Source organism: Enterococcus sp. RIT-PI-f (assembly GCF_001297065.1).
Classification (GTDB): Bacteria; Bacillota; Bacilli; order Lactobacillales; family Enterococcaceae; genus Enterococcus_D.
Map to the genome: position 1 here is coordinate 50,629 of NZ_LHOX01000022.1, position 23,800 is coordinate 74,428.

Genomic DNA, 23,800 nt, shown 5'->3' on the forward strand with positions numbered 1-23,800 from the left:
ATTATGCCTGTTTCTTTAATCTATATTGAAAAAAATCCCTGTAATCAAAGATCACAGAGATTAGCTATGTCCTTGCGGTCAAATATAGGGTTATTTTTAAATGGTCAAACGAGAATAACATTTTTTTCTGTCCCTTCTTAACGGATAGGGAACATTTACTTAAAAAACCTCAAAACAACAACTGCACCTTCATCAGTCATAAAGAAGCAGCTGTTGTTGCTTAATGATGGATTTGTTCAACTACTTGATAGGAACGAATTACTTCTCGATCATCAAAATGGCTGATTTTCTGCCCAATCGTCTGACTTGTTTCGTGTCCCTTTCCTGCAACTAAAACGATGTCCCCTGGTTGCGCGATATCTAAAGCATGAAAAATGGCCGCTTGACGATCAAGGATGATCTCATAATTCGTTCTCTCCGTTTGGGCCACCATGTCCTTCGCAATCTGTTCTGGATCTTCTGATCTTGGATTATCCATGGTGAAAATGGCGCGATCTGCAATACGTAAGGCTGCTTCGGCCATCAGCGGACGCTTTGTTTTGTCCCTTTCTCCACCACAACCAACGACACAATAGATGTTTTGTGTCGCAATCGCATGGATCGTTTGCAGCACTTTCTCTAATCCGTCAGGAGTGTGGGCATAATCTACGATCGTTGTAACTTGTTTTATATTTTCAACTGTTTGAAAACGACCAGTAATGGGTTTAAGCGCTGGAATCAACGGCACCAATGTTTCAATGTCGCAGCCTAAACTTAACATGGCACCAATAGCTGCCAAAAGATTGGCTACATTAAATTCTCCAATCAGTGCAGTAGAAACCGGATATGATTTTTCGCGAAAGGTTAACGTAAACTGTGTCTGATTGCTGGCGATACTGCAATCCACTGCTTGCAACATTCCATCACCATGACAACCATAGGTCAACACATTGGCACTGGTCAATTGGCACAACCGCTGACCATAAGGATCATCGCAATTGATCACAGCCCATTTATTGTTGAGCAGCGCTTGATTCCCTAATTGGGCAAACAATAAACTTTTGGCCTGAAAATAATTTTCCATTGTACCATGATAATCTAAATGGTCTTGTGTGAGATTGGTAAACACGGCAACATCAAAATCGACACCCCATGTACGGCCACCGTGCAGCCCATGCGAAGAGACTTCTATTGCAGCAACACGTACTTTTGCTGTCACCATTTCCGCAAGCAACGCTTGCATGCATAAACTATCCGGTGTCGTGTTGATCGTCTTCATTGTTTTTTCAGCAATTCGGTTATGGATCGTGCCGATCACACCTGGTCTATCCCCCAACAAATCCACCAATTGGCTAATCAATTGCGTGACAGTCGTTTTCCCGTTCGTTCCAGTCACCCCAACCAGCTGCAACGATTGACTCGGATGTCCATAAAATACTGCTGCAATTTGCGCCAATGCCCGTGTGGTATCAGGGACTAAAATGTAGGGAATCTCAGTGTTCGATGGTACTTCTTCCACAACAGCAACGATGGCGCCATTCTCTTTTGCTTCTGCGATTTTTGTATGTCCATCACAGTTGGCCCCACGGATTGCAACGAACAAGCTATTTTTCGCAACACTTCGGCTATCTTTGACGACCTGTTGGATGTCTAAATCTTTCACTTTTTCTGCTACAGGTGCCATCAAAAAGCAATGTTCGATCAACGTTCGTACCTTCATCATCTATCACTTCCTATATCAACTTTTGGTGTTGTTTTTTCTTCTTATCAATCATTATACCATCTGAAACTTAATGACAGCTTAAAGAATATGATTTATTTCACAATCGTTTTTCAAATAAAGGCGGTTAATTCAATGTTTCGAGCAATTATATTTGCAAGTTTGTGAAATTATGCTATAGTGTTATTAAGAAAGAGGTGACCGTGTATGAAAACCAAGACCAAAGAAAAAGTCTATGCTGAACGCCAGCACGAATATAAAAAGAAAAAAGAAGAAATTTTCAAGAAAGCCTTAGATTCCGTACCGACCACAGACGAGAAGAAACAAAAAGCCCCGAAAAAGGAAGCGTAATGGATGATTACGTTTCTTTTTTTGGGGTGATTAGCGATTAGAAAAGGATTGCCCAATCTTTTAAGTTCACAAGTTTTGTTGGAGTGTATGAATGTAAAAAATGAATTCGTTTATTTTACTTATCTAAAAGATTCAACTTTTTATATATTTGACTTTAGATAGAACAAACGAGAAAAAACACAATATTTCGTATGCGAAAATAAGTTCCCACAATATATTGTGGATAAACCTGTTGATAATGTGCATAACTAACCCCCAAGACACGTGTAACGTTACAGTGCCTTGGGGGTATTTCAGTTATACTATTCTAATGACAAATAGAATGTCACATTGTCTGGCAATGGTTTAAATCCATTTTTCCGATAAAAGTCGGCAGCAGGCATATTTGATTCGGTATCCAGCAAGATCGTGGGGATATTTTTTTGGCGCAACGCTTCCTTGATCAGCTGAATAAATACTGCTCCCGCTCCTTTACCTTGATGATCAGTCGTAATCAAAAAAGTATCGATCACATATTCTGTCCCTTGGTACCACGGTTTGATAAAACCTAATGAGAAGCCAATTGGCTCACTAGAATCTTCCTTAAGTAAGCAATAGCCGAGAAATGTATTCATCGCCGTCAGTGCAGTCACATACGCATTGATTTGCGGAACTGTCAGTTCATCATTCCAAGGTTCATCAGAAAAAACATGGATATAGTGTGCCACAGTTGTTTCAAAATATTCACTTGTCCATGGTACAATTCTTAGCTTATCCATTGTTTTGCTCCTCATCACTCTCTTTGTCTATTCTTTTAGCATAACCGTTTCCGTAAGCAGAATATTGCCTCTTCTCGTTGATCATCATTTTCGCTTGTACTTCTTTTTCTAAGTCTACCTGTAAAATTTCCGCTAAACCAAACAAATAGATCGCCACATCAGCTAATTCCTCTCCTATTGGTTCCATTTTGCGATAAGCATCGACGGCTTCAGCTACTTCTCCATAAAGTGCTAAAAATTCTTTTTCAACATTCGTGGTATTAAACTGATGGTTGATTTTATTTTGTAAGATGGCTTTTTGATATTCTTTGATATGCATAATGACTCCTTTTAGCGTGATTATAGCATTATTTACTTCATTATGTTAAGGAGCCTATGATATCATTTCGTCTATTGATTACTCTGTCTTTTCTAATTCTGCAGATTTGATTGCCACACGTTGGGCAATCTTTAAAAATGGGAAATAAATAGCCGTACACACTACAATGATCAAAACTTGTATGAACACAACTTTAAAATCACCCTTTGAAGCCAATAAGGCACTGAGTATAGGAGGTGTTGTCCATGGAACCATTACAGACAATGGTTCGATGAAACCAATTGATGTCGCAAAATAGCCAATTAAACTAGCAATGATTGGACTCGCTACAAAAGGAATGATCATCGGCAGGTTAAATACTATGGGCAAGCCAAAAATAATTGGTTCATTGATATTAAAGAGTCCAGGCGCAACCGATAGATTGACTACATCTCGAAACGGTTTGTATTTCCGGACAAACAATAAAACCGCGATAATTAAACTAATCGTAAATCCTGTACCACCAACTTGTGCAAATACTGTGACAAAAGCTGAATTCAAAATATTTGGTGGTGTTGCGCCATCCTGAACAGCTTGCATATTTTCATTCATATTCACCAACAGCAAAGGGTCCAACAGAGCACCGTTGATCACAGTTTGATGGATACCTAATGTGAATAGAAAGTTACCTGTCGAATAAATCAATAAAAATCCAAAGATAGAGGTATTCACAAGTCTTAGCGGTTCCTGTATCACGGTCGAAATAATTCGAATCAAGTCAGTATTGAATGCTGCCAAAATCGTGGCTAAAATAGCAAAGGATGAAATAACAATAATCGTAGGAATCAGCGTACTAAATGATTTACCAACTGCCGGCGGCACTTGGTCGCCTAAATTTATTTGCAAGCGCTTGTTCGAAGATAAGCGAATAAACAGTTCAGTTGAAACTAGACCGCATATAATGCCTGAAAACATCCCTTTAGTACCAACATCATCAAATAGCATCACACCACTCACTGAAACAGTTTCTTCCAAACCATTTGGTGTCACCACGTGACTCATTGCCAACATGACAACCAAACATGTTGTTGCCAAAAATGTGGCATTGATAGCACTTGGATTATTTTTATTCCGACAGAGAAAATAAGCAATCATTGGGGCGATGAGTAATCCTGCAATGTTCAGCGTTCCATTCGTGATCGAATTTCCAAAAACTTGCATACGTGCTAACATTTCACCTTCAAATACCCATGGAAAGAAAACATTGTTGAATAAGACAGCGATACCTGCAATGATAAACGCAGGCATTAGGGTAGCAAATGCATCTCTTAAACTCTTCAAATGAACTTGATTTCCTAATCGTACCGAGAACTCAGTAAATTTATCTAAAAAAGACCGCTTTTCATTGTCCATCTTTCTCCTCCTATTCCGAATACGGGTTTTGATACACAATGCTACCATTCGATGCAATCACTTCTTTGAACCAATGATAAGACTTTTTCGGTACGCGTTTCATATCTCTTAAGTCATGATTCCCTCGATTTACGTATACAAGACCATAACGTTTTTCCATATCACCTTGTGAACTTAGAATATCAATCAACCCCCAACCTAGATATCCAAGACAAATCACACCGTCTTCGTGGATTGCGCGCATCATTGCTTCAATATGCGCTTGATGATATGCAATGCGATAATCGTCTTCTATCGGCTGACTGCCGTCCCACTGTTCTCTTACACCAATACCGTTTTCAATAGGAAAAACCGGTAATCTATACCTTTGATAGACCTTATTTAAAACATCTCTGAACCCTAAAGGATCGATTTGCCAGTTCCACTCAGTGGTATCAATATACGGATTATCTTGTTTGCCATACATCATATATTGATTAGGAGCTACTCCATCAGGGATTTTCTCTGCATTCAATGTTGAAGACGCATAATAACTAAATGCAATATAATCATTTTTTTGACTAGCAATTGTTTCCATCTCTCCAGGTAAGATATGCATGTCAATTTGATTATTTTTGACGTACTGATTTTGTGCTTCTGAGTATTTGCCGTGCGCATAGCAATCTAAAAGTGTAAAATTAACAAATTCATCAAACTCCCTTGCAGCTTTGATGTCTTTAGGATTGCAAGTGGCGGGATAAGTTTCGGCATAGGCTAACATGCCACCAATTTTTGCCTGGCTGTTTTGATGGATATATTGACAAATCTCAGCGTGGCATACCATCACATTATGAAAGATGCGATATAATTCTTCAGTCGTTTCTTCACCTTTTAGGTATCCACTGATTTTGAACCCATGGTCATAATGAAAAATATTCTGTTCGTTGAACGTCAACCAATATTTGACTTTGTGGGCAAAGCGATTGACCATCTCTTTGCCAAAACGAATAAAGGCATTTTTTACTTCCTTACTTACAAATCCGTTATAGGTCTCAGCTAGATGTAAAGGCATATCAAAATGATACAAACAAATCATCGGTTCCAATCCTCTATCTATCAAGTCATCAATAAATCGGTCATAATAAGCAATACCCTCTTCATTAAATTCCCCATCACCATCGATGACTACTCTTGACCATGAGATTTGAAAACGATACATATTCATGCCTAAATCTTTCATGTAATCAAAATCTTCACTGTAGTGATGATAATTATCATTAGCAAAATGCCAATCACTTATATCTTTTGAAGCCTCCCTAATATCATAGACAGAAAGACTTTTACCTCCTTCATCCCATCCGCCTTCTGTCTGCATGCTACTTACACTGTTCCCCCAAAAAAATGACTGCATACTGATTCCTCCTTATGTTTGTATTCGCTTACAATTGTGATTATAATAAGATTACTAATCCATGTAAATTTTTTTCCTGTTCATGTAAAGTTATTATTATACATGACTGAAATGTCAGAAAAAGAGAAGCAAACAATTGGATTTAAACCAATTAACCTATATCCTAAGTCTACAAATACCTATACTTGAAGGGGTGAACCTATGACAAAATATAAGAAAATTACCGAAGATTTGCGCCATAAAATTTACAATGGTACATATTCAACGATGGAAAAATTACCCGAACAAAATGAATTATCAAAAAAATATGCTACTTCGAGAATGACGATTCAACGCGCCCTTAATTTGTTAAAAGAAGAAGGGTTGATTACTACGAAAAGAGGACAAGGTACATTTGTTAATTCTTCCAGTTATCAAGGAAAAATAAGCGAATATATTGGGTTAGTCAATAAATTCGGCGGAAGGCATCAAGTTACAAGCCAAATCATTAGTTTCAGCGCACGATTTCCCGAGGCAAATGAAATGGATTGTCTTTTATTGAAAGAAAATGATGTGGTTTATGATATTGTTCGCTTGCGTTATGTAGACCAAGAACCGTTTGAATTGGAATATACGATTATGCCCATCAAAACTATTCCCGATATCACGCTAAATATATTGGAAAAATCAATTTATCAATACATAACGGATACGTTACATTTAAAAATAGGCACCGCTATACGAAAAATACGGGCTGATCGAGCGGACACCTATGATATTAACTACTTACAAGTGGATCCTGCTGATCCAATTTTGGAATTAGAACAAGTCGCGCGTCTTTCAGATGGCCGTCCATTTGAATTTTCCCAAACTAGATATCCTTTTCAAAATAGAGAAATTTACTATATATCCGAACCTTGAACAAAAAAAGAAAGCATCTCTGCTTTCTTTTTTTGTAGCGCTACTTCATTTCTTCCCCTGACCTTGTCGCTCCGGACTGACCCAAACCCCGCTGCCAAAACCTAGAATCGTTTTAACAGCCGGAATAAACGTTGTAACGATCGTCACTGCATTGATCATCCAGAAGAAAAGCATATAGAATGGCGCAAATCGGAAATATTTCAATTTTTTACGACCATCATCTACTAATAAACTAGCTAATAATTGAATGGTACCTGCGATCATCTCAAAACAAACGAACAGAAAGGCCATCGTAAACATATGGTAGATTCGTTCAGAATTTCCCTCAATCAAAAAGTAGCCTAAGGAACCGATAAATAGAAATGACGAGATCCAAAAGAAAAATGACCAGATAATGCTCAGACTTTGATCAATGAACATAAATGTACGACCAATATTTTCAAACGGATGCAGGAAGACGCGTTTGAAATTGGTCAACCATACTTCCGTTCCGCCTTTAGCCCAACGTTTTCTTTGGCGATAAAGCATTTTGATCGACTCAGGTACTTCCATGAAAAACATGATTTTTGGCGCAAACAACGACAGCCAACCTTGAAATTGATGATCCCATGCAATACTAATGTCTTCTGTGGCCCGATTTTGACGGAATAATCCTACATCGTATAGAGCTTCTCTGCGGTACATTGTATTGGCACCACTGTATGCATAGATCACGCCCAGGACTGCTTGTTGCGTCCGTTTGATAATTCCTACTATACTCGAAAATTCCACTGTTTGCGATTTCCCGATGATCGTGGTTCGGTTTTGGACATCCATATTGGCCGTGATCGCTGAAATATTGATGGCGTCTTGCCGGATAAAGTAATTGACATACTTCCATAGTGCATCCGGTTCAGGAACGGTATCGGCATCATTACTTAAAATCAGTTTTCCTTTAGCAAAACCAATCCCGATATTAAAGGCATGGGCTTTCCCTTGATTCTTCTCGATTCGAATGACCCGTAAATTGTCATACTGTGCCATGAGTCGTGTGAGGATCGCAGGCGTTTGGTCCGTTGATCCGTCATCAGTGACTAGCACTTCATAGTTCTGGTAATTGATATTTTGCATCAAATAATGGATCGTATCCTCGATCACGACCTCTTCGTTATGTGCGGGAACCATGATCGTGATCATCGGCTCAATTTCTTCTGGGATCGGGATCCAATCCAATTGACGGAAGCGGAACAAGAAATTGTGACACAGCACACCGATGAACCAAACAAAGCCACCTAATATTGGGTAGGTAAAAAGAATCATCATCAAGATATACAAACAAGTATCCAACCAGGCATAACCTGTATTAAAAACAGAAAACATCGGCTACACCCCGTTTCTATGGAAAAGGTCTTGAATTTCAGTTTCTCCAATGTTTTGTTCCGGATCAACGACATAGTATCTGGCATTATGCCTTGCTTCTTGATCCCCAAAACGCTCTTCATAAAATGTTTCCATCAAGGCCATCCTTTTTGCCAATCCGGCTTCATCATGCAGTGATTTTTTTTGTAATTGCTGTTTGAATCGGCGATTATTCCGTCGTGTCATCAAAACGAACAAAACGCTCAAGAATAAGAAGGCACTGACTAGAAAGATAACCAAATAACGTAGTGCTAAGCGTTCTTCAAAATAAACCCGGAAATCTAACCAATCTGCCGTCATTGGAAAAAAGAACGGGATCGACAGCCATATAAATGGAACAAATACCAATATCCACGTGATGATCACACCCAGTGTTTGCCGAAATCTCAAAGGACTATGCTTTGACTCAAAGTAGGCATCTGTGACTAATTTCTGACTCACTTCTTCACGGGTCACTCTTTCTTTCATACTTTCCCCTCCAACATTTTATTCTTACAGTGTTATTCAATCCGTTTTTAAGATACGAATATTCACCATATTACACCAACACAAAACGGAAACTCAATTGGATTTAGATGAAATCTTTCACATTAATTTTTATTTTTTACTACGGTTCAACGCATTGACCAATGTATGAAACTGTCCTTTGAAAGACATCACTTGATCAAAGACATCTTCACCATCATTTAACATTTTGACTGTGACCCATCCCAATGCCTCAGTAATACCAGTAGCGACCGTTGCATTGACAGCAGCGCCAGCGACAGTCCCAACAGCCGGTACAAACTTCAATACATTGCCGACAACACTTCGGCCAAAAGTAACAACGACCAATTCTTTAGAAAAGCTTTTGGTCAACCCTTCTGTCCACGAACGGCCGAATAGTCTATATAAACGTGCCATCATCGTTAATTGTACCGGAACCAGCAAAAAGGCGTCTGAAAAAGGAATAGGCGAACAGCCAATGATCGCCGCCGTCAATGATGCCGCATGGATCGTGCGATGGGCTTTCTTTTGCGTGGCGTCATCGACACCCAATAAAAATTCATCAAACACACGGTCTGACTGGGCCTTTCCTTTTGCCATTACTTTTTCTGCTTGCTCTTTCGAACGTCCGTAGTTTTTACGGATAATCGCTGCGGTTCTTTTCGGCATCTTTTCAAGAGTGGCGTTAAAAAAAGAAGCAAACTCTGCATCTTCATCACTTAATGGTTGATTATCAAGAATCTGATTTTCTTCTTGATGGTTTACCTGGTTCTCTGGTTCTTGTTTTTTTCTCCAACTTTTCACAAAAAAAACCTCCTATGTAGTGAAAATCCTCATGTATGAGCTACTATATACTCATTCTATCGTAGTATGCTTGTGAAATCTAAAGATACAACTTACTGATTCGGTAAATCATGACAATCATAAAAATATGTAAAAAAAAGACCTCGAAAAATCGAGGTCTTACTTTTGATACGAGATTACATCATGCCGCCCATGCCCATAGATGGATCCATGGCTGGTGCTGCTGGCGCTGCTGGTTCTGGTTTGTCCGCAACAACTGCTTCAGTCGTTAGCAACAATGCTGCAACAGATGCTGCGTTTTGCAATGCTGAGCGGGTCACTTTAGTTGGGTCAACGATACCTGCTTCAAGCATGTTTACCCATTCGCCAGTCGCAGCGTTGAAACCAACACCTAGATCAGCATGTTTTAATTTATCGATGATCACTGAACCTTCGTAGCCGGCATTTTCAGCGATTTGGCGTACTGGTTCTTCTAATGCACGTAGAACGATTCTGACACCTGTAGCTGCATCGCCATCTGTTTCGATCGCTGCCACTTTGCTGATGACATTCACTAAGGCAGTTCCCCCACCAGAGACCATGCCTTCTTCAACAGCAGCACGAGTAGCGTTCAATGCGTCTTCGATACGTAATTTCAATTCTTTTAATTCTGTTTCTGTTGGCGCACCCACTTTGATCACTGCCACACCGCCGGCTAATTTAGCCAAACGTTCTTGTAATTTTTCACGGTCAAAGTCGGAAGTCGTATCTGCGATTTGGTTTTTGATCAATTGCACACGTGCATCGATGCCGCCTTTGTCGCCAGCTCCTTCAACGATTGTCGTGTTGTCTTTATCAACAACGACTTTGCTTGCTTGACCTAAGTTATCGATCGTCGCATCTTTTAGTTCAAGACCTAAATCTTCGGTGATAACTGTACCACCAGTTAAAACAGCAATATCTTCTAACATTGCTTTACGACGGTCACCAAATCCTGGTGCTTTCACAGCCACGACATTGAATGTACCGCGGATTTTGTTCAAGACAAGTGTTGGTAAAGCTTCGCCATCTACATCGTCAGCGATGATCAACAATGGTTTAGATTGTTGTAAGATTTGTTCTAACAAAGGCAAGATATCTTGGATGTTAGAAATTTTCTTGTCAGTGATCAAGATATATGGGTTTTCTAAAGCTGCTTCCATTTTGTCATTGTCAGTGACCATGTATTGTGACAAGTAACCACGGTCGAACTGCATGCCTTCAACAACATCCAATTCTGTTTCGATCCCTTTTGATTCTTCGATCGTGATCACACCATCATTGCCGACTTTTTCCATTGCGTCAGCAATATATTGACCGACTTTCTCGCTGCCTGAAGAAACTGCACCGACTTGTGCGATGGCTTCTTTTGAATCAACGATCGATGAAATGCTGTGTAATTCTTCAACAGCTGCTTTTGTTGCCATTTCGATCCCGCGACGAATGCCTAAAGGATTTGCTCCTGCAGTCACGTTTTTCAACCCTTCACGGACGATGGCTTGTGTCAATAATGTAGCAGTGGTTGTACCATCACCAGCGATATCGTTGGTTTTTGATGCAACTTCTGCGACTAATTTTGCACCCATGTTTTCAAAATGATCTTCTAATTCGATTTCTTTTGCGATCGTTACGCCATCATTTGTGATCAATGGTGAGCCATAAGATTTTTCTAAAACAACGTTACGGCCTTTTGGTCCTAAGGTAACTTTCACTGTATCTGCTAATTTGTCTACACCGCGTAACATCGCTGCGCGTGCGTCTTCTGCAAATTTAATCTCTTTTGCCATGATTGATTCACCTCAAATTATTTTTTTTATTATTCTACGACTGCGATAATGTCTTTAGCAGCCACGATCAAATATTCTGTTCCTTCAAATTTCACTTCTGTGCCAGCGTATTTCTCGAACATAACTTGTTCGCCTACATTGACAGCAACAGGAGCTTGTTCACCGTTTTCAAGTGTGCGGCCTTCGCCAACTGCAATCACGGTACCTGTTTGTGGTTTTTCTTTTGCTGCTGAAGCAAGAACGATTCCGCCTACAGTTTTTTCTTCTTCTTTTGCGACTTCGATAATCACGCGATCACCTAATGGTCTTAACACGATAAATCCCTCCAATAAGTTATAGTCAAATTTTCAATTAGCACTCTCATCCAACGAGTGCTAACTCACAGTTTTAATATTACTCATTTTCCTTTGCTTTTGCAAGCCTTTTGATTATTTTTTTCGTTTTCTTTTTGAACATTCAGGCTTTGTTTCTCTTGCTTCACTAGTTTATAATAAACCAAAGGAGTGTGATCCCTAGATCATGTCATTATCAAAATATTCATTTGCCACCATATTTACATACGGCATTGTGTTTTTCTTGCCTAGCGCTTTTGTTCACGCAGGCTTGGCCGTTCCTGCGACCACAATTGGCTACTTAGCTGGCGCCATGATCATGTTTGGTCTCTATTTTTTCCAGAGAGAACCTCTGGCTTTCGAACACAAACGCAGTAAACCATCCGCAATCGTTATTTATGGGTTATCGGGTATTATATTGGCTATCTTGCTGCAGAACGTTGCCGTCTATATTGAGTCCTTATTTGGTGAAGTGACTGCTTCAGAAAATACCGCGAACATTATCCAAATCATTTTACAACAACCTTTATTTGCTTTGGCTGCGATGGTTGGCGGACCCATCATGGAAGAATTCGTTTTCCGACGGGCATTGGTGGGTATCATTGGCAAATACACCCATGTGTGGATTGGTGTTGTCGTGAGTGCCTTTGCTTTTGCTCTTGCCCATAATGATGGCCATATCCTGGTTTATCTTTTCCTAGGTTTATTTTTCTCAGGGCTTTATGCCTACACAGGTAGTATTTGGACCTCAATGATCACCCATGTTGGTATGAATACCTTAGTGATCATCATACAAGTCCTTGTCCAAAGCGGATATATTCAAGTCCCATAACCTGAAAAAAGAGAGCAGTGCGTGATCCATGCGCACTGCTCTCTTTTGATTAAAGAATCTCTCCATTACTTGTAATGACGTTTTGGTACCATGCGAAAGAATCTTTTTTGCTTCGTGCCAGTGTTCCCTGACCTTCATTGTCTTTATCTACATAAATCACACCATATCGCTTTTTCATCTCACCAGTACCTGCCGATACAAGATCAATGATGCCCCATGGGGTATAGCCTATTAGATCGACACCATCATAGAGGACAGCTTCTTTCATCGTTTCAATATGGGCCTTTAAGTAATCGATCCGGTACCGGTCATGAATCTGTCCGTCTTCTAACTGGTCAACTGCACCAAAGCCGTTTTCAACAATAAATAGCGGCAGCTCATAGCGTTCATTAAACCAATTCATCGCATAGCGCAAGCCCGTTGGATCAATTTGCCAGCCCCATTCTGAAGCTTCGACGTACGGGTTAGTCACTAAATCTTGACTTTCATCATAGTCATACGTATGATCGTTTTCTTTCCCTTTCACTGCAAAAGACATATAGTAGCTAAAGCCAATATAATCGACGCAACCTTCAGCCAAATCTTCTTTGTCCGCTTCAGTGATATCAAGATCAAACGCTTTTCGGTCAAAGTATTGCAGTAAATATTTCGGATAATGTCCACGCACATGAACATCTGAGAACCAATACCGTCTTTGCATTGCCACTGTAGCCGCCATCATGTCTTTAGGGTCACAGGAGTATGGATAGATCGGACACATCGCTATCATCGATCCAATTTGAAAATCTGGATTGATTTGGTGACCAAGTTTTACAGCTTTAGCACTAGCAACCAATTCATAATGCGCTGCTTGATACATCACTTGTTCTCGATCTTCGCCTTCAGAAAAACGCAAACCTGAGTTTGTGAATGGGGCAAAATCCTCTTTGAAGTTTGCTTGATTGTTGATTTCGTTGAACGTCATCCAATATTTCACTTTATCTTTGTAGCGATTGAAACAGACTTCCGCAAAGCGAACAAACAACGCAATCAATTGGCGGTTTCGCCAGCCGCCGTAGGCTGTCACCAGATGATACGGCATCTCAAAATGAGACAAGGTGATCACTGGTTCTATGCCATACTTCAAACATTCATCGAACAAATCATCATAGAATTGCAATCCGTCTTCATTTGGTTGGGCTTCATCCCCTTTTGGAAAAATCCGCGTCCAAGCGATCGACGTGCGAAAACACTTTAGGCCTAGTTCAGCAAACAATTTGATATCCTCTGGATAATGATGATAAAAATCGATGGCTTCATGATTCGGGTAGATTTCTCCTTCTACGATCCCATCTGTGATACGTCGTGGAATCCCATTGGCTCCCACCGTCATGACATCCGCCACACTGATTCCTTTGCCACCTTCTCGATAACCGCCCTCCAATTGATGTGCAGCTACAGCGCCGCCCCAAAGAAAATCTTCCCGTAATGTATTCATAGCTCACATGCCTACTTTCTTGTTTAATTGACTGTTTCTGTCTCTTGTTTAAAGTTCAAACTATCTACTTTACGTACAAATGGATAATAGATAAAGAAGCCGATCGCTAAAACAACAAATTGTAGAATGGCGGTTCTAACACCGCCGACTAAAAATCCAGAAATGATTGGTGGTGTTGTCCATGGTACTTGTACCGCAGTAAAGAGTGGCACGAGACCTGTATACAATGAGAAGTACGTGATAATACCAGAAACCACCGGCGTTAGGATAAATGGAATCACCATGATTGGATTCATGACGATTGGTGTAGCAAAAATAATAGGTTCGTTAATATTAAAGAATGCAGGGATCATCGACAAGCGACCCAACTGTTTGAATTGCGCTGACTTGGCAAAAGCAACCATATAAAGCACGATACCAATGGTCATACCTGCACCGGTCACTGTCATGAATTGATCTAAAAACTGTTGTGTCACGATATGTCCGCCATTTGCGATCGTCAATTCTTTTCCTGATTCAAGAATCGCTGTATTGGCTAAAGAATTGGCTTGTAAAATGGGCCCCATGATCCCGCCAACGATCGTTGACCCATGAACACCAAAGAACCACAGAAACGGTACAAGGAATCCTAACATCAACGCACCGCCAAGAGAGTCTGTTACCCCTTGCATTGGACTTTGAATCACTTCATAGATCCATTCAACGACTGTTGTATTGAATACTTTATCAAAGAATACATAAATCACTAGTGCAACAGTTGTTAAAACAGCTGCTGGTATAAGTGCAGTAAATGAATTTGCAACGTTCGTTGGCACTTGTTCTGGAAGTTTGATTCGGATGTCCCGTTTTAGGAACCACGTGTAGCCCCAACCAACAAATAGACCGACCAAAATAGCGCTGATCATTCCTTGGCCACCTGTCCAAGTCTTGTCAATAATATTAGTGATCGTGACACCTGAATCAGCATCCGTCACACTTGATTCCATCGTCAATAAAAAGATAACCAATCCAATCATTCCCGCTGGAAGACCTTCAAATCCTTCTGCTTTTACATAGGAATAGGCAATCCCCATAACAGCAAAGAAAGCCATGATTGCGAATGAAGCTCCATACGCTTGATTGAAATAATCGCCTAATCCACTATTCGTGACCCAATCTGCAATCGATTGAACGGGGAAATTTGCCAATAATAGGAAAATCGATCCTACGATCGAAAACGGCATGGTATAGAGCATACCATTACGTAATGCAGTAATTGCTTTTGTGTTTACAAATTTTAAAACAGGAGGTAAAACTTTATCATTAATCCATTCATTCATCAAAATCACTCCTATAAAATTAATATGCGCACCGGCCGATGAATTCGCTTACATATATAGCATAGCGTAACTTGCAGAACTTTGATACTAGCTAGCCGCTCTTAGAAACAAATTCCAACAAAAAAAACAGCCGAAGCTGTTTTTTGTCATGATGTTTGCAAAATTTGATACGCCTGATGGGCCAAAAGTTCAATCAGTGCAATGACTGGTACTTGCGTAGTCAAATTCAAATACTCTTCTTCAGCTCCATTGACTACCGGCATATAGTAAGACAAATTATAATCAGCAATTTGTGCAATAGTGGATTGCTCATCATTCGTAATACTCAATACTTTGGCACCAAACCGTTTAAAGTCTTCCGCTTGTTTGATCATTTGCGTCGTTTCTCCCGATACTGATAGGAGGATCGCTAAGGTATTTTCCATTCCTCGCGGCGGTACCGGTAAGAAAGGATCAACAATACTGTACGCATTGATCCCGACATTTGCAAAATACCGACTGCCGTAAGCCCCAAGCATCCCACTCGTACCTATACCGGAAAATGCCACATGTCTCGCTGCAACGATCATCGCTACAGCTGGTTCAATAAAGTCGCGATAGTTTTCGTTATTGACTTTTTTTAGAAACATATCGACTTGGATCGTTGCATCATAAAACAAATCTAAGTCATTTGTTTCGTGCTGTTTCTTCTGACGAATAGCATATTTGAGTTCTGAATATCCATCATAGCCAAGCTTGTTGATACATCTTAAAATAGTGGAAGTAGAAACATGACAGCCTTGTGACAAGCCGCGAATGGTTAAATAAGCAACTTCATCGAAATGCTGCACAATGTAGTTATACACACGCATCTCTAATTCATTTAATGTTTTGACTTTCTCTGCATCAAACATGTATGGCTCCTCCAAAGTATCAACGGGCATAAAAACGGTTATATACCAAACAATTCCGTTGCAGTATCTGGATCTGTGTCATAGACTTCGAATGCTTCCCCGACACCTAGATCATGTTCTTTCATCGTGTTGACCATCGTTAAATGCGCCAACTCTTTCAAATTGTTTTCTTTACTTAAGTGTCCAAGATAGACCCGTTTTGTATTATCCGTCAAAATATCGGTCATCACCAAGGCACCATCTTCATTTGATAAATGGCCTCGATCACCTAAGATCCGTTGTTTCAAACTCCATGGGTACGCACCCATCCGCAACATTTCTAAGTCATGATTGCTTTCGACAAGATAAGCATCCGCACCTTTGATGATCCCACGCACATGGTCACTGCAATACCCTGTATCTGTCAACATCACAAAAGATTTGCCATCTTTGTAGAAACGATAAAATTGGGGCGCAGCAGCATCATGAGAGACGCCAAAACTTTCAATGTCAAGATCCCCCATTGTCAGGACTTTGCCCATCTCAAAAATATGCTTTTGCTCAACTGCAACATTGCCAATCATTGGATCCATTGCTTGCCAGGTCTTCGTATTGGCATACACATCCAACTTATATTTTCTAGCAAGGACGCCCACACCATGAATATGATCACGATGTTCGTGTGTCACAAGAATCGCATCTAAATCTTCCGGTTTGCGCCCAACTTCACCTAATAATGAAGTGATTTTTTTGCCACTCAAACCTGCGTCTACCAGAATACGCTTTTTACCGGTTTCGATATAAAGTGAATTACCTGAGCTTCCGCTGGCAAGAATACTCACTTGAAAGGCACTTTCTTCCTTCATCATGAATTACTTTACTTCCTCTCTGCTTGTTTCAACGTGTTCCATTATACCGATTTTTTTAAGGATTTTCTACTTTTTGTACTGCATTATTTGTAATGATCCGATTACTGAATGCATTAACAGTTTCGATTTGGACCGTATCATCGTTGTCAGATTTGAAGGCCACGAACCAAGCCGGAATATAAACATTTTTGTCCCTGACTTTCAAAATCATCGTATATGCCAACTCAGTCCATAAAATCGTTGAATGGCTAGGTAATTTATTATTCAGATATAAAGTATTGACCGCTTCTTTTTCTGAGTATATCGTCATTCTTTCTCTTAATGGCGTAATCGATGAAATATGTGTTTGACTGTATTTGGTGATTTGCAGTAAATTATCCGTATTCTCTAAGGTAATATCCATACGACTGGAACTATCATTGAATGGAATTCCTTCATAAGATTGTGCGGCAACGACTGTTGGATGAACGCCCTCAAGTGAGGATAGATTACTGATGTATTGATACTCATTGCCATACAATACCTGATCTGCTCGTTCTAAATAACCATTCACCGTTTCTTCTGCTTGGGCATCATCACTAATATAAAACCCGCCAGATGACACATGCGTCAATTGCTGTCCTTTAACCGTCGTTTCGCCGTTCAAGTTGTCAGCCGCTTGGGCTTCTTTCAAAGCTGCTGCCATATCTGTCTGCTCGCCACTCAAATAATAGCCGCTTAATGACTCATCTGACAGTTCTCCTGAAAAACGAATGTCTTCTGTGTCAAGGCGTTGCTCGATCGGAATCGTCTGATTAGATTGTGACACATTTTGCTGCTCACTGCGGGCTTCACTGTAAATGTTGAACAAAAATACATTCAAGCCTAAAAAAGCGAGGAAAAAAATCCATTCGATTCGTTTGAAATCCAATTAATTCTCCTCCCTTTCTGTCAGTTTCTCCATCAAATTATCATAGCTGATCCATTGCGCATCATAATTGACATACCATTCAGGCGTCAAATTGACCAACGGTGCATCTTTGATTTCTCCCCACTGATAGCCGACAATGATTTGTCCTAACTGGTCAGGTTCCGCACCAGCTGCCAATAGATTTTGCTTGATCGTCAAGCTGGAAGGCAATTCAACTTCAGTTTCTGAAGGAATGGGTACTTGGATCGCATTTAGACTGGCAGAAATGGCCATTTCACGACTCCCAGTTTGCCCACTATCAGAAAAAGTCACATTGATGACCCCTTGAGAGCCACTGCTGAACACTGGATAACCTTCAACAAAAACACGGTATTCCAAATGTTTGTCCTGTTGATCGAAATAACGGATCGTCCCGAAATTATTGCCTAATCGCTTAATATAGTCTGCACTGAGCATCGCTAAATCCACGTCTTCCGACTCTGAGATCGTCGTTTCGAATTTGACCAACTGCTGATCTTGTAAGACCGTCATATTCTGACCGCCTTCGTAATAATAGGTATCGACACTATCATCATTGATCTTGACATCTTTAGGAGAATTGAAGAACGCTTCTCGAAATAGGCTCTGTGATTGTGTCGAAGAATAGTAACTATATTTCTTCAATTTGATTGTGTCTTTTGTATAAAACTGATTGCTGTTTTCGGTGTCATCTTGCTGCATTTCTGTCCATTCGCGGGGATTATCCGCCAACAAACTTTTCACTTGCGCTTCATCCCAATCAATCGACCCTTCAATAACCTGATTCTTCTCTAAATCGATAAACTGGATCGTATGCGCATTTAAATCGAATTGGATTCGGCGAAAGGGCAAATGATCCTCTTCTCCTTTATCATTAAAAGATAAATCTAAGTCATAGGTTTCCTCGTAGTCTTCAAGATAAAAGGACGTATAATAGCTCAGTGAGATGCCTTGCGTCAATGTAGTTGCTTTAGCAAAATCCGTTTCATCGTCATAGGTCTTGACCGTCAAGTCACTGATCGAACTTTGATTGATCTCTTCTTGGATCGCACGGATCACCGTTTCAGAGTTGGTTTCTTTGATCTCCCCATCCTCTTGCCATGAAAGATAAAGCGGCAAAAACAAATCACTTTTTTGTTTATATGTCTGCACAGAGGGGTTGACTGTTGTATCTGTGTCCTCACTGCCACTGCTGTTGCCTGTGGGATTAAGCCAGATCATATAGGAGAAATAAAAACTCAAAGCAATCATCAAAATTAGCCCAACACGGATGACTTTTTCCGAGATTCTCATACCCACCAATCCTCCTCATACGGTTCATATGGCAACATGATGTAAAAGGTCGATCCGCGATGCTCACGACTTTCAGCCCAAATCGCCCCACCGTGTGATTTGATGACTTCGCGAGAAATCGCTAACCCAAGCCCCGTTCCCCCTTGCTGCCTAGCCCGCGCTTTGTCTACACGGTAGAAACGATCAAAAATTTTGGTCAGATCTTTTTTAGGAATCCCGAGTCCTTGGTCATTGATACTCAACACGATATTGTTGTGGGTTTCCATCAATTTGACCGTAATAATCCCGCCATCGGGAGAATACTTGATTGCATTGTTCATAATATTGTCGATCACTTGGATCATTTTATCGGTATCAACTTCGACCCACAACTCCCGCTTCGTGAATTCACGGCGGATCAAATACTTCTTGCTTTCATTGGTGACCATCATATCAAAACGGTCCAGCACAAAATTGACCAACTCATTGAAGTTGATGTACTCAGATTGTAATTGCGCATTGCCGCTGTCCATTCTGGAAAGACTAAGCAAATCGTTGATCATGCGGATCATCCGATCGGTTTCATCCAATGTCACTTTTAAGAAGTTCGGTGCAATTTCTGGATCTTTCCAAGCACCTTCACTCAATGCTTCAATGTAGCTGCGCATACTCGTTAAAGGTGTCCGTAATTCATGGGATACATTGGATACAAACTCTCGACGTTCCTGCTCATTTTGTTCTTGTTCCGTCACGTCGTGCATCACAGCCACCAAACCAGATATAAACCCAGACTCGCGGCGAATCATCGAAAAATCGATCCGCAATATCAAGTTGGCACCAGTTGCGTCGTTGCTCGGTCGCTCGATCAGCATTTCTTCCGGACTTTCCAATAGTTTGCGCAAGGTGTATTCTTCATCGATCTGCAACAAAGACAAAATCGATTGGCCGACTGCTTCTTCGGTTGTGACATTCAACAAAGACATCGCCATCTCGTTGATGGTGATCACTTTGCCTCGTCGGTCTGTCGCAACGACCCCATCGGTCATATGGGACAACACGCTATCCAAACGATTGCGTTCCGATTCCATTGCTTCTTGGGTTTCTTCGATTCGTTCCCCTAGTTGATTGAAGGTCTCAGCCAGTTGGCCCAATTCATCTTTCCCGTGGACCGCCACTTTACGACTGTAATCTCCTTTGGCGATGCGAATCGCTTGCTCCCGCATTTCACCGATAGGTTGTGTGATCGAGCGAGAAACCAACAATGCCACGACGATGGAAATCACCGCAGCGATCAAAGAAGCCGTCACAAATATCAAGGCTGTCGTACTCACTTCACTATATTTGGCTTCTAAATTGCTACGTAAATAGAGCGTGCCTAAAACTGCATCGCCTGTTGGTGATTGGATCGATTCCACAATATTGAAGACCCGTTGACCACTTGACTCATCATAGAGGACTTCACTGCGGTTTGTATCATAATCCCGATAATCATTTTTTTCGCCAACCGACCCGCGGTCATTGATATTGGTCGTTGCCCGAATGATGCCTTGTTCATCCACTACCCGCATCTCTAAGATTTCTGAGGAATTCGTGCTCGTCAAGATCCGATTCAACGATGTATTCATCGTATCCCAATCTAGACCGTTTTCTGAGTCCATGCGGCTCAATTCAGAACCTAGTGTAACGACCAGTGTACTCGCTCGTGCCTCCATGTCGCGTTTGAAGGCATCGACGGTTGTCTTTTCTAGTTCACGAATAAAATACGCCCCGATAATCTGGATCGCAATCAAGAGGATCAAGATAAATGTCAGGGCGATTTTGAAGTTCACTGATTGGAAAAAGCGAACCTTATTTTTCATCTCTTATTCCTGTTCTGGATTTCGCAAATAATAGCCTACTCCGCGACGAGTCACTAAGTAATTTGGATGACTTGGGCTATCTTCGATTTTTTCCCGCAAACGACGGACCGTCACATCGACTGTGCGGACATCGCCGAAATAATCATAGCCCCATACGGTTTGCAGCAAATGTTCTCGGGTCATGACTTGACCTAGATGTTTGGCTAAGTAATGCATCAACTCAAATTCCCGATGGGTCAATTCAATGGCACCGCCATTTTTGGTCACCATGTAGGCTTCTGGGTGGATCGTTAAATCACCAATCGTTAATTCGGCATTTGGGGCATCTTCGACTTCTTTTGCGGAAGATGAACCGCGACGCAGATTGGCTTTTACCCGTGCAACCAATTCTCGGTTCGAGAATGGTTTTGTCACGTAATCATCAGCACCTAATTCAAGGCCTAACACTTTGTCGATTTCAGAATCTTTGGCTGTGACCATGATGATTGGCATATCGTGGGTCTTACGAACTTCCCGCGCCACTTCTAAGCCATCCATTTTTGGCAGCATCAAATCTAAAATGATCAAATCTGGCTCGACTTCAGCAACTTGTTCCAGTGCTTCTTCGCCATCATATGCTGTATATACTTCATATCCTTCTTTAGTTAAGTTAAACTTGACGATATCTGAGATTGGTTTCTCATCGTCTACGACTAGGATCTTTTTCAAAAAATGTCACCTCAATTTTTTTTGGTTTCTTTTCTATTATACATGATTTGCTTATGCTTTTCATCTTTCCACAAATGTAACGGCTGTTTCTTAAGGAAAGCAAAATAAAAGAGAAAGACGAGGCCGTCCTTCTCTTTTCACTCATTCTTAGTCTTCTAATAGCTGAATCCCTATGCCTAACAACCCTGGTCCCGTATGCACGACCAGTGCAGGTGATATTTGGCCAAATAAAATTTCTTTGACTTTGGGAAATTCTTTCTCTAAGCGGATTTTCATTTCTTTGGCTTCTTGTAACGCATCGCCTTGCGCAACAGCTAAGCGTACGTGGGGATGATCCCCAACGAATTGTTTGATCAAGTCAACCGTTTTGTCCAAACTCTTTTTTCGACCGCGAGATTTGGCTACTGTATGATAAATGCCTTCTTCATTACAGGAAATGATTGGATTCAACTTCAAGGCGTTCCCTAAGATCGAAGCAACCAAACCGATTCTGCCACCTTTTTGTAAGTATTCTAACGTTGCGACATTAAATAAGACTTTATTCTTTGGTACCTCATTGGTCAGTTGGGTTTTCAATTGCGGCCAATCTGCACCGTTGCTTAGCAACTCAGCAGCCCGTATCGCTTGGAGACCCGCACCGATACCGATATTTTTCGTGTCTAGCACAAATACTTCCAAATCTGTTCTTTGCTCGCCGAGAAGGCGAACCACATTAAAGGTGCCACTTAGTCCGCTGGAAATCGTCACAGCAAAAACCTTTTCAAAGCCGTCAGCTTTGATTTGATCAAAAATCTTACCAATGGCTTCACCATCAGGCAACGATGTGCTAGGAATTTCTTGGGGCAATCGGGCATAGATTTCTTCTGCTGTGATATCGATTTTGTCTGTATAGGTACGGTCTTTATAGATAATTTGTAATGGCAGCATATACATCCCATACTGTTCCATGATATCTGCGGGTACATCTGTTCCTGAGTCAACTAATAGGGCAACTTTATCTTTATTCATGCGCGTCTCCTTTGTGGGTTTCTAAATAGATTTGTTCTAAGGCAATCATTTTTTCTGCCAATAATTTATTTGCAAAAGACCGTGAAGCCCCTTTGATAGCAATCAACTCGATAGCAATCGGCCGGGTTTCTGTTTGTTCTGGCATTCCTGCTGCTTCTTGTCCGACGATGCGAATGGCTTTTTCTTGCTCTTCACAGAACAAATTATATGCATTGCGAATCCCGACTACTTTGCCTTGGAACAAGATCCCTGTTTTGATTTCCGGAATCGTTAATACTTGTTTCAACATCGTGATAGCGATCAAAAAAGCCAAATGCTTTTGATTGTAGCGTTTTTTTTCAGGCGCTGGAATCATCCCTTTTTTGACATAATTATTGACCATTGATGAGGTCAATAACGGGTGCTTCTCCACTTGGATGACAGGTGAAAGATATTGATCGATCAAGGTAATCACTTGATCCATATATAATTCGAGGGTAGGTAGTTCATCCCAGCGCGGGAGGTGGAATGTTGCGATTGCTTCGCCCCACTTCTTGATCTCTAATTCTATATTCTCCATTGGTTCCTCCATTTTAAACAACAGAACTTAAAATCATCATAAACCAATCATCTAGTTTTGATAACTAGATTTAGTTTAGCATGGAATGAACGACATTTAAAGAGATTTAACTATGAATGTGCCATCTTTATCTCTTTTTTAACTGTTGTTATTCTCTATGGCTCATCAAAAAAACTACCCAGAAAAAATTGGGTAGTAATTAATGGACATCTGTCAGCAGCTTACAAATAGATAGGTTTGCGCTAGTTGCTCTAAAGCAGCTTTCCGTTTGGTTGCGGATTGAACCGATCAAAAACAACCTATATTTTCTGTTGCCAAGCTATCGAAATAGTGATACTATATCAAAGTAATAATTTGGGCCGTTAGCTCAGTTGGTAGAGCAGCTGACTCTTAATCAGCGGGTCGCGGGTTCGAGCCCCTCACGGCCCATTGGGTGCCAAACCCACGAGACTAGTACACTCTT

The 23,800-nt window shown here is 40.8% G+C and carries 23 protein-coding genes and 1 tRNA gene; 4 read left to right on the plus strand and 20 right to left on the minus strand.

Translation table 11 applies throughout. The annotated features are described in order from the left end of the window. Positions 1 to 220: 220 nt before the first annotated feature. Positions 221 to 1,699: a UDP-N-acetylmuramoyl-L-alanyl-D-glutamate--2,6-diaminopimelate ligase gene (locus AEQ18_RS14610; protein WP_054117200.1), complete on the minus strand. Its 1,479-nt coding sequence runs from the start codon at positions 1,697 to 1,699 to the stop codon at positions 221 to 223. A gap of 207 nt (positions 1,700 to 1,906) precedes the next feature. Between AEQ18_RS14610 and AEQ18_RS15795 the strand changes: the two genes are divergently transcribed. After that, entirely contained in the window at positions 1,907 to 2,050 is a 144-nt protein-coding gene (locus AEQ18_RS15795; protein ID WP_162838233.1) for a hypothetical protein, read from the plus strand. A 302-nt stretch (positions 2,051 to 2,352) separates the two neighbouring features. Here the strand turns inward: AEQ18_RS15795 and AEQ18_RS14615 are convergent, their stop codons facing one another. The 4 genes from AEQ18_RS14615 to AEQ18_RS14630 form a co-directional block, all read right to left on the minus strand. After that, positions 2,353 to 2,808, minus strand: a complete 456-nt coding sequence (locus AEQ18_RS14615) for a GNAT family N-acetyltransferase (protein WP_054117095.1) — start codon at positions 2,806 to 2,808, stop codon at positions 2,353 to 2,355. Further along, a complete protein-coding gene (locus AEQ18_RS14620; RefSeq protein WP_054117096.1) occupies positions 2,801 to 3,127 on the minus strand; it encodes a hypothetical protein in 327 nt (108 codons plus the stop codon). Before AEQ18_RS14620 ends, AEQ18_RS14615 begins: the two co-directional genes overlap by 8 nt. A gap of 78 nt (positions 3,128 to 3,205) precedes the next feature. After that, positions 3,206 to 4,519 (minus strand): PTS sugar transporter subunit IIC, encoded by a 1,314-nt coding sequence (locus tag AEQ18_RS14625; protein WP_054117097.1) that lies wholly within the window; start codon positions 4,517 to 4,519, stop codon positions 3,206 to 3,208. Between the two features lie 10 nt (positions 4,520 to 4,529). Further along, positions 4,530 to 5,909 (minus strand): glycoside hydrolase family 1 protein, encoded by a 1,380-nt coding sequence (locus tag AEQ18_RS14630; protein ID WP_054117098.1) that lies wholly within the window; start codon positions 5,907 to 5,909, stop codon positions 4,530 to 4,532. Positions 5,910 to 6,110: 201 nt separating this feature from the next. On the opposite strand from AEQ18_RS14630, the gene AEQ18_RS14635 reads away from it, so the two are divergent. Next, positions 6,111 to 6,809, plus strand: coding sequence for a GntR family transcriptional regulator (locus AEQ18_RS14635; protein WP_054117099.1), 699 nt, complete (start codon positions 6,111 to 6,113; stop codon positions 6,807 to 6,809). Positions 6,810 to 6,854: 45 nt separating this feature from the next. Here AEQ18_RS14635 and AEQ18_RS14640 read toward each other — a convergent pair whose 3' ends face one another. The 5 genes from AEQ18_RS14640 to groES all read right to left on the minus strand — a co-directional run bounded on the left by AEQ18_RS14640 (position 6,855) and on the right by groES (position 11,616). Beyond that, complete coding sequence (locus AEQ18_RS14640; RefSeq protein WP_054117100.1) at positions 6,855 to 8,168, minus strand: glycosyltransferase family 2 protein; 1,314 nt, start codon at positions 8,166 to 8,168, stop codon at positions 6,855 to 6,857. A 3-nt stretch (positions 8,169 to 8,171) separates the two neighbouring features. After that, complete coding sequence (locus tag AEQ18_RS14645) at positions 8,172 to 8,675, minus strand: hypothetical protein (protein WP_054117101.1); 504 nt, start codon at positions 8,673 to 8,675, stop codon at positions 8,172 to 8,174. 129 nt (positions 8,676 to 8,804) lie between these two features. Next, a complete protein-coding gene (locus tag AEQ18_RS14650) occupies positions 8,805 to 9,362 on the minus strand; it encodes a YcjF family protein (RefSeq protein WP_152911933.1) in 558 nt (185 codons plus the stop codon). 311 nt (positions 9,363 to 9,673) lie between these two features. Then, positions 9,674 to 11,302: a chaperonin GroEL gene (gene groL / locus AEQ18_RS14655; protein WP_054117103.1), complete on the minus strand. Its 1,629-nt coding sequence runs from the start codon at positions 11,300 to 11,302 to the stop codon at positions 9,674 to 9,676. A gap of 29 nt (positions 11,303 to 11,331) precedes the next feature. Continuing rightward, positions 11,332 to 11,616 carry a co-chaperone GroES gene (gene groES / locus AEQ18_RS14660; protein WP_054117104.1) on the minus strand — a complete coding sequence of 95 codons (285 nt, stop codon included), beginning with the start codon at positions 11,614 to 11,616 and terminating at the stop codon, positions 11,332 to 11,334. 205 nt (positions 11,617 to 11,821) lie between these two features. On the opposite strand from groES, the gene AEQ18_RS14665 reads away from it, so the two are divergent. Then, a complete protein-coding gene (locus AEQ18_RS14665) occupies positions 11,822 to 12,466 on the plus strand; it encodes a CPBP family intramembrane glutamic endopeptidase (protein WP_054117105.1) in 645 nt (214 codons plus the stop codon). Positions 12,467 to 12,515: 49 nt separating this feature from the next. Here the strand turns inward: AEQ18_RS14665 and AEQ18_RS14670 are convergent, their stop codons facing one another. The 10 genes from AEQ18_RS14670 to AEQ18_RS14715 form a co-directional block, all read right to left on the minus strand. Then, entirely contained in the window at positions 12,516 to 13,943 is a 1,428-nt protein-coding gene (locus AEQ18_RS14670) for a 6-phospho-beta-glucosidase (protein WP_054117106.1), read from the minus strand. Between the two features lie 23 nt (positions 13,944 to 13,966). Further along, the gene (locus AEQ18_RS14675) at positions 13,967 to 15,262 is read right to left on the minus strand and encodes a PTS sugar transporter subunit IIC (protein WP_054117107.1); all 1,296 of its coding nucleotides are present in this window, start codon (positions 15,260 to 15,262) and stop codon (positions 13,967 to 13,969) included. A gap of 146 nt (positions 15,263 to 15,408) precedes the next feature. After that, positions 15,409 to 16,155, minus strand: coding sequence for a MurR/RpiR family transcriptional regulator (locus AEQ18_RS14680; protein WP_054117108.1), 747 nt, complete (start codon positions 16,153 to 16,155; stop codon positions 15,409 to 15,411). Positions 16,156 to 16,193: 38 nt separating this feature from the next. Next, complete coding sequence (locus tag AEQ18_RS14685; RefSeq protein ID WP_054117201.1) at positions 16,194 to 17,000, minus strand: MBL fold metallo-hydrolase; 807 nt, start codon at positions 16,998 to 17,000, stop codon at positions 16,194 to 16,196. Positions 17,001 to 17,058: 58 nt separating this feature from the next. Further along, on the minus strand, positions 17,059 to 17,913 hold the full coding sequence (locus AEQ18_RS14690) for a two-component system regulatory protein YycI (RefSeq protein WP_054117109.1): 855 nt from the start codon (positions 17,911 to 17,913) through the stop codon (positions 17,059 to 17,061). Then, positions 17,914 to 19,224 carry a two-component system activity regulator YycH gene (gene yycH / locus AEQ18_RS14695; protein ID WP_054117110.1) on the minus strand — a complete coding sequence of 437 codons (1,311 nt, stop codon included), beginning with the start codon at positions 19,222 to 19,224 and terminating at the stop codon, positions 17,914 to 17,916. Beyond that, positions 19,221 to 21,062 carry a cell wall metabolism sensor histidine kinase WalK gene (gene walK, locus AEQ18_RS14700; RefSeq protein ID WP_054117111.1) on the minus strand — a complete coding sequence of 614 codons (1,842 nt, stop codon included), beginning with the start codon at positions 21,060 to 21,062 and terminating at the stop codon, positions 19,221 to 19,223. The genes yycH and walK overlap by 4 nt, the downstream gene beginning before the upstream one ends. Positions 21,063 to 21,065: 3 nt before the next feature. After that, positions 21,066 to 21,770, minus strand: coding sequence for a response regulator YycF (gene yycF / locus AEQ18_RS14705; protein ID WP_054117112.1), 705 nt, complete (start codon positions 21,768 to 21,770; stop codon positions 21,066 to 21,068). Positions 21,771 to 21,917: 147 nt separating this feature from the next. Next, positions 21,918 to 22,778 carry a DegV family protein gene (locus tag AEQ18_RS14710; protein WP_054117113.1) on the minus strand — a complete coding sequence of 287 codons (861 nt, stop codon included), beginning with the start codon at positions 22,776 to 22,778 and terminating at the stop codon, positions 21,918 to 21,920. Continuing rightward, a complete protein-coding gene (locus AEQ18_RS14715) occupies positions 22,771 to 23,337 on the minus strand; it encodes a DUF1836 domain-containing protein (protein ID WP_054117114.1) in 567 nt (188 codons plus the stop codon). The genes AEQ18_RS14710 and AEQ18_RS14715 overlap by 8 nt, the downstream gene beginning before the upstream one ends. Before the next feature lie 356 nt (positions 23,338 to 23,693). On the opposite strand from AEQ18_RS14715, the gene AEQ18_RS14720 reads away from it, so the two are divergent. Beyond that, positions 23,694 to 23,766: transfer RNA gene (locus tag AEQ18_RS14720), tRNA-Lys, on the plus strand. The last annotated feature ends 34 nt before the right edge of the window (positions 23,767 to 23,800 follow it).